The following is a 13,167-nucleotide window of genomic DNA, read 5'->3' as shown; positions in this document are numbered from 1 at the left end:
TGTTTATCCCAAATTTTGCCGTTATAACCTAAGACAAATTTTCATGCCGAATTTTGCACTGACATATTTTGTCAGCCGCGCCGGCATAATTCACAGCAATGGCTAAAATAACGGGAAAGCTAATATGACAATTCCGACCAGGAGTCGCTCGGCTGAAAGGTTGGTTGATATTCTGCTGGAGCTTCATTTACACGGCGTGGTTAACCGCCAGGCATTGATGCATAAATTTAATATCACTGAGCGCACGGTCTATCGCGATCTGAATGCACTTTCGCCCATTGTGGAGCGCTGCGGAGACGGGCAGTACAAGCTTATTCATGCTGGCCCAGGGCTGCATCACGCTATTGCTAACTTTCTGAATGTGGATGACTTTTTCCCGGAAACGGGCCGCGAATTCTGGGACAAACTGGAGACGCGGGTCGAGGAAAACCATATTATGATCCTCGGCAACGATGCCGAGCGAACCGGGCCCAAAGATATTCACGCCCTGTTAGCGGACTTTGAAAAGGCGATTAAGGGCCAGCAGGTTTGCCAGATCCTGTATAAAGGAAAGTCGCGAAAGATTAACCCCTATAAAGTAATTAACAAAAAGAACATATGGTATTTACAAGCCACCGAAGAAAAGCGTTTGAAATCGTTTTCTTTAAGCCTGATCCAGTGGCTGGATATTCGTAGCGAGACCTTCACGCCAGATAATGACACCCTCGACCTGCTGGCAAAAAACCCCGATCCCTGGGTCAGCGAAGAGACGTTCGAAGTGGACGTGTTTATTCCCACCCGCATTGCGCACTATTTTAAGCGTCGCGATCTGCTGCCCGACCAGGAAATTCTGGCTGAGGATAAAAAGGGCATCACCCTGCGCTGCCATGCCGCGCATGAGAACCAGATCCTGCCGCTGCTCTTCTACTGGCTGCCCAATATTCAGGTGCTGGAACCGGCCTGGCTTAAGCAGAAGTTTGTCGGCACCTTAGAAAGCTATCTGGCCACCGCGGAGTGATCCGCGCCTGACGGCGTGATCCCCTTCACACTATTTTCCCCACTGACGGCGAGCCTGAACCACTCGCCCTCGCCTTTGACCGCTCATCCCGCCATATAACCACTCACCGATTTACCTTCCTTTACACGCGCAAGGCTCTGGCAAGATCGCCTCAGCATTACTCAACATCTCTCACAGCGAACCCTGACCCTTTTTTCATCTAAAAAACCAGGTTTTATTATGGACATTAAAAAACTACTTAAGCACGTTCCCTGGCTGCTGCTCGGGATCCTCGGTGCCTGTTGCCTTGCCGTGGTTGCCCTGCGCCGCGGCGAGCACATCAGCGCCCTGTGGATCGTCGTGGCCTCGGTGTCGGTCTATCTGGTGGCGTACCGCTACTACAGTCTCTATATCGCGCAGAAGGTCATGAAGCTTGACCCGACGCGTGCCACTCCGGCGGTCATCAACAATGACGGCCTGAATTACGTGCCAACCAACCGCTACGTGCTGTTTGGCCACCACTTTGCCGCCATCGCCGGCGCTGGCCCGCTGGTCGGCCCGGTGCTGGCCGCGCAGATGGGCTACCTGCCGGGTACCCTGTGGCTGCTGGCCGGCGTGGTGCTGGCGGGTGCGGTGCAGGACTTTATGGTGCTGTTTATCTCTTCCCGCCGTAACGGCGCGTCTCTCGGTGAGATGATCAAAGAAGAGATGGGCCGCGTGCCGGGGACCATCGCCCTGTTTGGCTGCTTCCTGATTATGATCATCATCCTGGCGGTGCTGGCCCTGATCGTGGTGAAAGCCCTGGCCGAAAGCCCGTGGGGTGTGTTTACCGTCTGCTCCACCGTGCCGATTGCGCTGTTCATGGGGATCTACATGCGATTCCTGCGTCCGGGCCGCGTGGGTGAAGTGTCGGTGATCGGTATCGTGCTGCTGGTGGCCTCCATTTACTTCGGCGGCGTGATTGCGCACGACCCGTACTGGGGCCCGGCGCTGACCTTCAAAGACACCACCATCACCTTCGTGCTGGTTGGCTATGCCTTTGTCTCTGCCCTGCTGCCGGTATGGCTGATTCTGGCGCCGCGTGACTACCTGGCGACCTTCCTGAAAATCGGCGTGATCGTCGGTCTGGCGATCGGCATCGTGATCATCAACCCAGAGCTGAAAATGCCTGCGGTGACCCAGTACATCGACGGTACCGGTCCACTGTGGAAAGGCGCCCTGTTCCCGTTCCTGTTTATCACTATTGCCTGTGGCGCGGTCTCTGGCTTCCATGCCCTGATTGCTTCCGGCACCACGCCGAAGCTGCTGGCGAACGAAAACGACGCCCGTCTGATCGGCTACGGCGCGATGCTGATGGAGTCCTTTGTGGCGATCATGGCCCTGGTGGCGGCGTCCATCATCGAGCCGGGTCTCTACTTCGCGATGAACACCCCGCCTGCGGGTCTGGGCATCACCATGCCGAACCTGCATGAGATGAGCGGTGACAATGCGGCGCTGATCATGGCGCAGCTGAAAGACGTGAGCGCCCACGCGGCGGCAACCGTCAGCTCCTGGGGCTTTGTGATCTCGCCTGAGCAGATCATGCAGACCGCGAAAGACATCGGGGAACCGTCGGTGCTGAACCGTGCCGGTGGCGCACCAACGCTGGCGGTAGGTATCGCCCACGTGTTCCACAAAGTGCTGCCGTGGGCGGACATGGGCTTCTGGTACCACTTCGGTATTCTGTTCGAAGCGCTGTTCATCCTGACCGCGCTGGACGCCGGTACCCGCGCAGGCCGCTTTATGCTGCAGGATCTGCTGGGTAACTTCGTGCCGTTCCTGAAGAAAACCGACTCGCTGGTCGCCGGGATTCTGGGTACGGCGGGCTGCGTCGGTCTGTGGGGCTACCTGCTGTATCAGGGCGTTGTCGACCCACTGGGCGGCGTGAAGAGCCTGTGGCCGCTGTTCGGGATCTCTAACCAGATGCTGGCAGCCGTGGCCCTGGTGCTCGGCACCGTGGTGCTGGTGAAGATGAAGCGCACCAAATACATCTGGGTGACCGTGGTCCCTGCCCTGTGGCTGCTGCTCTGCACCACTTGGGCGCTGGGTCTGAAACTGTTCAGCACCAACCCGCAGCTGGAAGGCTTCTTCTTTATGGCTAACCAGTACAAAGAGAAGATTGCCGCAGGCGGCGGTGAGCTGACCGCGCAGCAGGTTGCCAACATGAACCATATCGTGGTGAACAACTACACCAACGCAGGTCTGAGCATTCTGTTCCTGGTGGTGGTTTACAGCATCATCTTCTACGGCATCAAAACCTGGATGAAGGTGCGTGACGCCGACGGTCGTACGGATAAAGAGACCCCGTATGTGCCGGTACCGGAAGGCGGCGTGAAGACCTCTTCACACCATTAAAAAAACGGCGGGTGGCGCTACGCTTACCCGCCCTACAATGTACTCGTAGGCCCGGTAAGCGCAGCGCCACCGGGCTTTTCCTTATCAGGATGCGTTATGTTTGGTAACTTAGGCGAAGCTAAAAAATACCTCGGTCAGGCGGCAAAAATGCTGATTGGCATCCCGGACTATGACAACTACGTTGAACATATGAAGACCAACCATCCGGATAAGCCGTACATGACCTACAACGAATTCTTCCGCGAGCGTCAGGAAGCGCGCTACGGCGGAGGAGGAGAAGGCGGCGTACGCTGCTGCTAAAGGAGAGACCATGACACCGATTGCCGTTACCCTGCTCACCGGCTTTCTTGGCGCGGGCAAAACTACCCTGCTGCGCCACATCCTCAACGAACAACACGGCTTCAAAATCGCGGTCATCGAAAACGAGTTCGGGGAAGTCTCCGTTGATGACCAGCTGATTGGCGATCGCGCCACCCAGATCAAAACCCTGACCAACGGCTGCATCTGCTGCACCCGCTCGAATGAACTCGAAGACGCCCTGCTCGACCTGCTCGACAGCCGCGATCGCGGCGAGATCGACTTCGACCGGCTGGTGATTGAGTGCACCGGCATGGCCGACCCCGGCCCGATTATTCAGACCTTCTTCTCCCACGAGATCCTCTGCCAGCGCTACCTGCTGGACGGCGTGATCGCCCTGGTAGACGCGGTCCACGCCGACGAGCAGATGAACCAGTTCACCATCGCCCAGTCGCAGGTGGGCTATGCCGACCGCATCCTGCTGACCAAAACCGACGTGGCGGGAGAGAGCGAAAAATTGCGCGAGCGCCTGACGCGCATCAACGCCCGCGCGCCGATCTATACCGTCACCCATGGTGATATCGACCTGGCGTACCTGTTCAACACCAACGGCTTTATGCTCGAAGAGAAGGTAACCTCCAGGCCGCGCTTCCACTTTATGGCCGACAAGCAGAACGACGTCTCCTCTATCGTGGTCGAGCTGGATTACCCGGTGGATATCAGCGAGGTCTCCCGCGTAATGGAGAACCTGCTGCTCTCCTTTGCCGACAAACTGCTGCGCTATAAAGGGATGCTGTGGATCGATGGCGAACCAAACCGCCTGCTGTTCCAGGGCGTGCAGCGCCTCTACAGCGCCGACTGGGATCGCCCGTGGGGCGAGGAAGCGCCGCACAGCGTGATGGTGTTGATCGGGATTGATTTGCCGGAAGACGAGATCCGCGCGGGTTTCGCTGGCCTGAAGAAATAATCCCGGCACTCCCTGTTTACAACGATGGGGAGTGCTTTTTTGGGCGCTTCAGGCGATGAATCAATGTAAATAAAGGTTATAAACTGTAAAACTGAAAACGTCTTGCGTAATGATAATAGTCACCCTTAATTCGTCACTGGCTATTATTTCTGCGTTATTCACGCTCCGTTTAGGGAATAAACTAAATCGATCTTAAACACGATAAAATCAATCATTGACCCTGCAGTAAAGTCACCATTGCGCAACAATAATCCCGTAATAAATTTACACAATCAGCATAAAACCTCGACCCCCATCACATTTGCAGTCATAAACTTCGCTTGTTAAGGTGCCTTCAGATTAATTTGATGACGAGGCATAAAACATGAAAAAGCTTAATATCCTTCTCCTTTCCGCTCTGACTGCTGTATCGGGCTCCGCACTGGCTATGGGCGGCAGCATTGAACAGGGTAAGAACTTCACCAACCTGAATGTGGAAATGGGTAAATCCTCCTCCGGTTTATATACCGAAGGAAACTGGCTCAAAAATACCGACGACGGTACCCAGACCGGTGGCGTTGGCGCAGGCTACAACTTTGAAGTGGGCCCGGTGATGCTGAATGCAGGTGCGAAAGCGATCTACATCGGCCCGAAAAAAGGCGATAACGGCGTGGCATTCCCGGTTGGCGGCGGTGTGAACGTTGCGCTGACGGACAGCATTAACGTGTTCGGTGAAGGTTACGTGGCTCCGGATGGCCTGAACAACAGCGTTAAAAACTACGTTGAAGCTAACGGCGGCGTAAGCTGGACCCCAATCAAACCGGTTACGCTGAAAGTGGGTTACCGCCACGTGAGCGTTGATGGCAAAGACGGCCGTCCAAACCACACTCTGATTGACGGCGCCTATGTTGGCGGCGGCGTGAGCTTCTAACCCAAAAAACTGCCGGGTGGCGCTGCGCTTACCCGGCCTACAAATCCGTGGGTTTGTTCCCTCTCCCCTTTGGGGAGAGGGTCAGGGTGAGGGGAGAAATACCTAGCGGCGAATAACCACCAGCTTCTGGTTCACAAACTCTTTAATCCCCAGATCCGACAGCTCGCGCCCGTAACCGGAACGTTTCACGCCGCCAAACGGCAGCTCCGGCGCGGTATCGGTAAGCCAGTTGATCCACACCATCCCGGTTTCGATTTTCGAAGCCATCTTTTTAGCGCGTTCGATATCTTTACTGAACACCGCGCCGCCCAGACCGTAGTGCGAGTCGTTGGCAAGCTTCACCGCCTCATCATCGTTTTTCACCACATAGATCTGCGCCACCGGGCCGAAGAACTCTTCGAAATACGCGGGGTTATCGCGGCTGATGTTGGTCAGAATGGTCGGCTCAAAGAAGCTACCTTCGCGCTGGACCGGTTTGCCGCCGTAATGCAGCGTCGCGCCGTTCTTCACCGCCTCATCTACCTGTTTCGTCAGGGTCTCCAGCGCCTCTTTTGAGGAGAGCGGCCCAAGCCGGGTGCTTTCGTCCAGCGGATCGCCGATTTTAATCGCGCGGAATGCCTCGGTGTATTTCTCCAGGAACTGCCCGGCCACCTTCTCATGCACGATAAAGCGCTTGGCGGCGGTACAGACCTGTCCGGCATTGGCGAGACGCGCGTTGACGCCGATCTTCACCGCCTTCTCAAGGTCCGCATCGTCCAGCACCACGAACACGTCGTTGCCGCCCAGTTCGAGGGTCGATTTCTTGATGTGCTTCGCCGCCTGGGCAGCCACCACGCTACCGGCCTTCTCGGACCCGGTCAGCGCAGCACCCTGCACGCGATCGTCGGCGATGATATTTGCCACCTGATCGGAAGAGATAAACAGGTTAGTCCAGGCTCCGTCCGGGGCACCGGCTTCGCGCACCAGATGGGCGAAGGTCTCCGCACAGTGCGGCACGATGCTGGCATGTTTGGCAATCACCGGGTTACCTGCCGCCAGGTTCGGGGCCAGCACGCGCATCAGCTGGTAGTAAGGGAAGTTCCACGGCTCCACGGCCATCACCACGCCGATCGGATGGTGCTCCACCCACGCCTCGCCCATCTCAGACGGGTACTTCACCGGGGCGAGGAATTGTTTGGCGTTATCCGCGTAATAGCGGGCGATCTGCGCGCAGAGTTTCACCTCGCCGCGGCTCTGGGCAATGAGTTTACCCATCTCCACGCTGGCAATTTTCGCCAGCTCTTCGGTACGGGAATCAATCAGATCCGCCAGCTTATGCAGCACCGCCAGGCGTTTATCCATGCTGCCCTTCGACCAGTCGGAGTGGTAGAGCGCATCGGCGGTGTTCAGCGCCGCCTCGACATCAGCATCGGTATGAGAAGGATATTCTTTGATGAGTTTGTTGTTGGCAGGATTCACTGTCTTATAGGCCATTGTTGCCTCCTTTTTTACCGCGTTGGGTATTAAGGGTAGTCAAAATGGCTGAGCTTGCAGGTAAAGTTAGGTATACAGGTTAATGTACTCCTGTGGCAGTAAGATTAATCACCGGGATAACCAGATTTTCCTGAGCGTAGAACATCGTCAGATTACTGAAAGAATAGATACGCCCTGATAACTTAACATTGATGGTATTACCGTAGCCGTTAATTATGGCAAGGCCATTATCTGAAACGAGAAAAGGCTCGCTTTTTCTTAGCTGCTCTATCGTCTGATTTTTATCATCCAGGTAATAGCGATAAATATCAGGTACGGTTGCCCCGCCCCCATACTGCGTGACGTAAAGCGTCACCTTATCTGAAATCTCCTTTTTCATCACTAAACGATCGTCGCTTCGGCTCTTCATGAAGTATTCATAAGAAAAATAGCCTGCAACGATAATAAGCAACAGGACGGTGGTGAGCCGATGTAACCATTTAATAGCCGAGCTGACGTGCATAGTTTATTCCTTTAATAATTTTCCCAGATATTACTGTGATGCAGTTGCGGTATTATATGTACCATTATTCTTATCACATAACGACCTCTCCCCAAATTATCACAGGCGACACCCTTCTCCGCTCATGCTATAAACACCTAAACCTTTCCGGTAACCACTATGACCCACACGCGCCACGTCAATCAGACCTTCCGCCGCCAGCCCGGCGTTGAGCTGCGCAGCACCTGGCAAAGCACCCAGGCCTATAAGCGTCACAGCCACGGGCAGCTTTCCATTGGTGCCATCCTCGAGGGGCAAACCTGCTGCACCTGCAACGGCGAGCCGTTCACCCTTTATCCTGGCGATCTGATCGTCATCCCCGCGCATCTGCCGCACAGCTGTAATCCGGTCGCAGGGCAGTCGCGCAGCTACCATATGCTGTATCTGGAGACCGACCTTCAGCCCGCCATGCAGGTGATCCGCAATGAGGTACTGTTCCGCCAGTATCTGACGGTCGTTGAGACACTCTCGGCGACGGCCATCGACGCGCTTCTCTTCCTGATTGCCGCTGAGCCAACGTCGCCCGTTCCCCTGCGTCCCACCAGCCTTGCGCTTCAGCAGGCACTTCGCCACAGCCTGCAAACGCCGCCGTCTCTGGACGTCTTAGCCCGGCGCTTCTCGCTGCGCAAAGAGACGCTTATCAGAACCTTTAAGCAGGATACGGGCCTGACGCCCGGCACTTTCCTGAACATTTCCCGGATAGAGTTCGCCAAAGCGCGCCTGCGCGCCGGAGATGACATTGCCGACGTCAGCTACCAGAGCGGCTTTGCCGATCAGAGCCACTTCCATAAAACCTTTGTCAGCTACACAGCCGCCACGCCGCGCCAGTACGCCACCGGACGATCAATATCTGACAATAATTAGCGCTCGCCTCACTGTAGCCTGACCTCAGTTTTGCTGATGAGGTCACTATGGAACTGCTTACCCCTCTCTTTCCGCCCGCTTTTTTGGCCCTCGCGCTGGCACATTTTGTTGCCCTGCTCAGCCCCGGCCCGGATTTCTTTTTGCTGTTGGGCTTCGCCGCCCGCCATCGCCTGCGCGGCAGCGCCGGGCTGTGCGTGGGGATCGCCTTGGGCAACGGGCTCTATATCCTGCTGGTGATACTGGGCTGGAGCGCGCTGCGTCAGTTCACGCTGTTGTTCAATGTTATCGAGCTGCTGGGCGCGCTGTATCTGCTGTGGATCGGCTGGCAGCTGGCGCAAAGCCGCGCCCGCACGCTGGCACTGGATAACCCGGAGCCGGAGCGCCCCTCCTGGTCCAGGCAACTCCTGCTCGGGCTGGGATCGGCGGTGCTGAATCCGAAAAACGCGCTTTTTTATCTGGCGCTGATGACAGCGCTGCTCGGCCCGAACGTCACCCTGCTGCAGCAGTCGGTCAGCGGGATCTGGATGGTCACGGTAGTGCTGGTGTGGGATCTGGCGGTGGTGTCGTTTATTGCCCTGCCCACCGTCCAACGGCGGCTCAGCAACAACATCTGGAAAATTGAGCGCGTGGCGGGAGTGGTGCTGATGGTGTTTGGTGCAGGGATCCTGTGGCGATTTTTCACCTCACTCTGAACTCAGAAAACGCCTGATGGCGCTGCGCTTATCAGGCCTACAAAACTGGAAAACACACATCGTAGCCCCGGTAAGCGCAGCGCCACCGGGGAAAATGCCTGCTCCCTTGCCCCTTCGCCTTTTCTCCCTCTATCCTTAACCCTATGGAAAAACTCGCTGAACTCAAACGCGCCAAGCTGCTGGCGCTGTCGCTGCTGCTGATTGCCGCCGCGACCTTTATCGCCACCCTCTTCCTGCCGCAGACCTTCTGGGTGCGGGGGGGTGAAAGCCATTGCCGAAGCGGCGATGGTCGGCGCGCTGGCTGACTGGTTTGCCGTGGTGGCCCTGTTCCGCCGGGTGCCGATCCCCTTTATCTCGCGCCATACGGCGATTATCCCACGCAATAAAGACCGGATTGGCGACAATCTTGGCCAGTTTGTGCAGGAGAAATTCCTCGATACCCAGTCGCTGGTGGCGCTCATCCGCAAATACGAACCGGCGTTGCTTATCGGCAACTGGTTCAGCCAGCCGGACAACGCCCAGCGCGTCGGGCAGCATATTATGCAGGTGATGAGCGGCTTCCTTGAGCTGACCGACGATGGGCGCATTCAGCGCATGCTCAAGCGGGCGGTGCATAAGGCGCTGGATAAGGTCGATTTCAGCGAAACCAGCGCCGCCATGCTGGAGAGCATGACCAAAAACAACCGTCATCAGGTGCTGCTGGATGCGGTGATTAATCGCCTGATTACGCTCCTGCAGCGCGACAGTACCCGCGACTTTATCGCCGCGCAAATCGTCCACTGGCTGAAGACCGAGCACCCGCGCAAGGCGATGATTTTACCCACCGAGTGGCTGGGGGATCAGAGCGCCGAGCTGGTGTCGAATGCGGTGAATGCCATTCTGGATGACGTCAGCCACGACCGCACCCACCAGATCCGCCAGGCCTTCGATCGCGCGGTGCTGAAGCTGGTGGAGAATCTGAAAAACGATCCTGAAACCGCCGCCAAAGCCGAAAACATCAAAGAGTATCTCAAGAACGACGAGGCCTTTAACCGCTATCTGGGGGAGATGTGGGCCGATCTGCGCCAGTGGCTTAAGGCCGACATGCAGAGCGACGACTCCCGCGTGAAGCAGCGCCTCGCCAACGCCGGACTGTGGTTTGGTGAAACCCTGGTGGCAGATACCAACCTGCGCGCCTCCCTGAACGAACATCTGGAGCAGGCGGCGCACCGCGTGGCACCGGATTTTGCCCGCTTCCTCACCCGCCATATCAGCGACACGGTCAAAGGCTGGGATGCCAAAGATATGTCCCGGCAGATTGAGCTGAACATCGGCAAGGACCTGCAGTTTATCCGCGTCAACGGCACCCTGGTGGGCGGCACCATCGGGCTGATCCTGTTCCTGCTGTCGCAGCTGCCCGAGGTGCTGCCTCTGCTCACTCGCTAACAGGATTACGGATTGCGGATCACGTAGCGCGTCGGGGCAAAGCAGTTCAGGATCAGGTGCATAAGGAACACCATGGTCAGGGTCGCCACCAGCGCTACCGTCACCGAGACGATGCGGTAGAGATCGCTGAACACCAGGTCGCCGTCCGGGTGCATGTTCTGGCCGAACATGATCCCGATGGTGGTAATGCTGGCAAAACCGACCCCGGCCCCCACCTTCTCCATCACGTGCAGCCGCGCGCCAAACGCCAGCCCGAGGCCGATCAGCGGCATCATCAGCAGCATGTGACTACTGTGATCGTACAGCACCAGCTGCACCACCAGAATGTAGAGGCAGCCGAGCACCACTCCGACCACGCGCCACAGGGAGCTCATCACCGCCCCGCGGTAGTGCATCGGGAAGAGGATCAGCACCCCCGCCATCAGCGCCGACAGGGAGTCGCTAAGATCGCTTACCTGGAACACCACAAAAATCATGGTCGCCACGGTACCGGAGAGCAGCGACTCATGGCGCACCCGGGCGGCATCTTTCTCCAGCCGCGGCGGCGGCGTGCGCGGTTCGACATCCGGCAGCAGGAAGTGCATCAGCGCGCTCAGGCACACCGCCATCACGCTGGCTTCGAGGTTGGAGAACAGCAGCGTGTGCCAGTTGGTGGTCGGGTAGCTCATAAAGTTGAGCATGGTGCTCTGGCACACCACCCCCATCGAGCCAAACAGAAACAGCGGCCCCTGGCTCATAAAGCGAAAACGCATCACGTAGAGGCCAAACACCACCAGGGTCATGATCGCCGGCCACTGCGCCAGATAGCCGATAATGAACACCATTTCGATACAGTTCAGCGCAGAGCTGAACACGAACTGTTTGGCGACGTGGCGGTTAAACACCGGCACCAGCGACAGGAGCATGATCGGATAGATCACGAAGAAGACGCCGTAGCTGGTGTTGTAAAAGCTCGACACGCTGAGGGCAATCATCCCGGCAAAGACGATGCGCAACGTCTGGCGAAAGTCGTTGGCGGTGTAGACGATATTGCCGTGCGGGGTAAAGACCCGCGCCAGGGTGTTAATAGACATAGTGCAGCAGGCTGACGAGGTGGATCTGCATCCCGGAGAAGAAGCGGGCAAACGGACCTTCGCTGTTATAGAGCTGCACGGTGGCGCGCGCCCCGGTCGGCAGATGCTTCGGCAGGGCCTCGTCCAGCGCCACGTGGATACGCATGCGCTGCGCGTCACGCACCCAGCGGTTGGAGGTCTCCGGCTCCGACAGCTGGCCGTTGACCGCCTCCTGTCCCGCTAAAATACCGGCATCGCTGCTGGTGACGTGGGCGCGGAACACGCGGCCCGGGAAGGCGTCAAACACCACCGCGGCGTCGGTGTCCTGGTGGGTATGGCGCAGGCTCTTCTCGCGGAAATCGGCGACGATATCGCTCTGGTTGTTCACTAGCGCCAGCGCCGCTGAGCCTGAGGCGGCATAAAAGCCGGGGCTCAGCTGGACGTTGCTGACCGTACCGTCGGCCTCGGCGTAGATCTTCGTCCAGCCGAGATTGAGTTGAGCCTCGTCCAGCGCGTTGCGGTATTTTTGCAGCGTCACGTTATGCTGTTCATCGCGCTCGCCGCGCTCAATGCCCAGCTGATGGATGCTGGCCTGTAGATTCGCCACCGACTGTTCACTGCTCTGCCAGGTGGTGCGGACCTTATCCAGATCCGCCTGCGAGACGTTCTGCAGGGTGCTGAGTTTCTGATAACGCTCAAAGGTCACTTTGTCGTTGCGGGCGGTGAGCTGGGCGGTTTTCAGGCTGGCCTGGGCCGCCACGATCTGCGCATCCAGCTGCTGGTTGGCGAGACGCGCCTGCTGCAGGGCGATCTCTGCGGCCTCGACCTTATTGCGGAACGGCGTCGGGTCGAGCTCAAACAGCAGATCGCCCTTCTTCACCTGGCTGTTATTGTGGACATGCACCGCCGCCACATAGCCGGAGACGCGTGCCGACACCGGCGTGACCACGCGCATTACCGTAGCGTCCGGCGTCAGCGGGATCCAGATATCCGCGACAATAAAATAGACAAACATCAGCAGGAAAGAGGCAATACTCACCCTTACCCAGCGGGCAAACTTTTGTTCAGGCGTCATGATTATTCGGTCTTGTTATCTTCTTCGCGGATTGTCCGCAAATTGCAGGCGATTTGATTGAGTGTGGCGCTGAAAATCTCGAGATGCTCCGGGGCAATATTCTGCGATACCCGTTCCTGGAACGTTTCGATTACCCGGGTCAGCGTTTTCAGCACCGCGTTCCCTTGGGGTGTGAGCGTCAGCAGCCGGATGCGCTTGTCGTAAGGCGATGTGGTGCGCAGCAGATAGCCCTGCTTTTCCAGCTGTGAAAGGGTGCGCATCAGCGGCGGCAGTTCAATGCCCTGCACCTCCGCCAGTTCGCTTACCGAGACGTTATCCCCCAACTGTTTCAGCTGCATCATCACCGTCCAGCTCGACTGGGTTAACCCGGTCTCGAGAATGGCGTCGTCAATCACCGCGCGCCACTGACGCACAATCATTGCCATCCGCATGCCCATCGGCCGGCGGCAGAACAGATCTTCTTCACGCATGGGGGAACCTCGCTTCACACGCTGAGAAGAT

The 13,167-nt window shown here is 57.4% G+C and carries 12 protein-coding genes and 1 pseudogene; 8 read left to right on the top strand and 5 right to left on the bottom strand.

All coding sequences use genetic code 11. The features are described from left to right. Positions 1-124: 124 nt before the first annotated feature. From AAHB66_RS02900 to AAHB66_RS02880, 5 genes are all read left to right on the top strand, one after another. A complete protein-coding gene (locus AAHB66_RS02900; RefSeq protein ID WP_347115156.1) occupies positions 125-997 on the top strand; it encodes a WYL domain-containing protein in 873 nt (290 codons plus the stop codon). Between the two features lie 219 nt (positions 998-1,216). After that, positions 1,217-3,370: a carbon starvation CstA family protein gene (locus AAHB66_RS02895; protein WP_347115155.1), complete on the top strand. Its 2,154-nt coding sequence runs from the start codon at positions 1,217-1,219 to the stop codon at positions 3,368-3,370. Positions 3,371-3,466: 96 nt separating this feature from the next. Then, a complete protein-coding gene (locus AAHB66_RS02890) occupies positions 3,467-3,670 on the top strand; it encodes a YbdD/YjiX family protein (protein ID WP_032616354.1) in 204 nt (67 codons plus the stop codon). Between the two features lie 10 nt (positions 3,671-3,680). Then, the gene (gene yjiA, locus AAHB66_RS02885; protein WP_347115154.1) at positions 3,681-4,634 is read left to right on the top strand and encodes a GTPase; all 954 of its coding nucleotides are present in this window, start codon (positions 3,681-3,683) and stop codon (positions 4,632-4,634) included. Between the two features lie 364 nt (positions 4,635-4,998). Beyond that, complete coding sequence (locus AAHB66_RS02880; RefSeq protein ID WP_347115153.1) at positions 4,999-5,544, top strand: YfaZ family outer membrane protein; 546 nt, start codon at positions 4,999-5,001, stop codon at positions 5,542-5,544. 102 nt (positions 5,545-5,646) lie between these two features. Here AAHB66_RS02880 and AAHB66_RS02875 read toward each other — a convergent pair whose 3' ends face one another. Further along, positions 5,647-7,017: an NAD-dependent succinate-semialdehyde dehydrogenase gene (locus tag AAHB66_RS02875; protein ID WP_347115152.1), complete on the bottom strand. Its 1,371-nt coding sequence runs from the start codon at positions 7,015-7,017 to the stop codon at positions 5,647-5,649. Between the two features lie 79 nt (positions 7,018-7,096). Continuing rightward, a complete protein-coding gene (locus tag AAHB66_RS02870; protein WP_347115151.1) occupies positions 7,097-7,519 on the bottom strand; it encodes a hypothetical protein in 423 nt (140 codons plus the stop codon). Positions 7,520-7,678: 159 nt separating this feature from the next. Between AAHB66_RS02870 and AAHB66_RS02865 the strand changes: the two genes are divergently transcribed. The 3 genes and pseudogenes from AAHB66_RS02865 to AAHB66_RS02855 all read left to right on the top strand — a co-directional run bounded on the left by AAHB66_RS02865 (position 7,679) and on the right by AAHB66_RS02855 (position 10,539). Continuing rightward, a complete protein-coding gene (locus AAHB66_RS02865) occupies positions 7,679-8,422 on the top strand; it encodes an AraC family transcriptional regulator (RefSeq protein WP_347115150.1) in 744 nt (247 codons plus the stop codon). A gap of 47 nt (positions 8,423-8,469) precedes the next feature. Beyond that, positions 8,470-9,114 carry a LysE family translocator gene (locus tag AAHB66_RS02860; RefSeq protein WP_347115149.1) on the top strand — a complete coding sequence of 215 codons (645 nt, stop codon included), beginning with the start codon at positions 8,470-8,472 and terminating at the stop codon, positions 9,112-9,114. A 143-nt stretch (positions 9,115-9,257) separates the two neighbouring features. Beyond that, a pseudogene (locus AAHB66_RS02855) lies at positions 9,258-10,539 on the top strand (DUF445 domain-containing protein). Positions 10,540-10,544: 5 nt separating this feature from the next. Here the strand turns inward: AAHB66_RS02855 and AAHB66_RS02850 are convergent. Genes AAHB66_RS02850 through AAHB66_RS02840 form a run of 3 tightly spaced genes read right to left on the bottom strand, consistent with a single transcriptional unit; the run spans position 10,545 to position 13,136 of the window. Next, the gene (locus AAHB66_RS02850) at positions 10,545-11,612 is read right to left on the bottom strand and encodes a DUF2955 domain-containing protein (RefSeq protein ID WP_347115148.1); all 1,068 of its coding nucleotides are present in this window, start codon (positions 11,610-11,612) and stop codon (positions 10,545-10,547) included. Then, a complete protein-coding gene (locus AAHB66_RS02845) occupies positions 11,602-12,669 on the bottom strand; it encodes an HlyD family secretion protein (RefSeq protein ID WP_347116408.1) in 1,068 nt (355 codons plus the stop codon). The genes AAHB66_RS02850 and AAHB66_RS02845 overlap by 11 nt, the downstream gene beginning before the upstream one ends. Continuing rightward, the gene (locus AAHB66_RS02840) at positions 12,669-13,136 is read right to left on the bottom strand and encodes a MarR family transcriptional regulator (protein WP_347115147.1); all 468 of its coding nucleotides are present in this window, start codon (positions 13,134-13,136) and stop codon (positions 12,669-12,671) included. The genes AAHB66_RS02845 and AAHB66_RS02840 overlap by 1 nt, the downstream gene beginning before the upstream one ends. Positions 13,137-13,167 lie beyond the last annotated feature (31 nt).

The sequence above is a fragment of the Leclercia sp. S52 genome (genome assembly GCF_039727615.1).
In the GTDB taxonomy this organism is placed as follows: Bacteria; Pseudomonadota; Gammaproteobacteria; order Enterobacterales; family Enterobacteriaceae; genus Enterobacter; species Enterobacter adecarboxylatus_B.
Note: the sequence above shows the minus strand (reverse complement) of the source record. Positions and strands in the feature narration are given on the sequence as shown.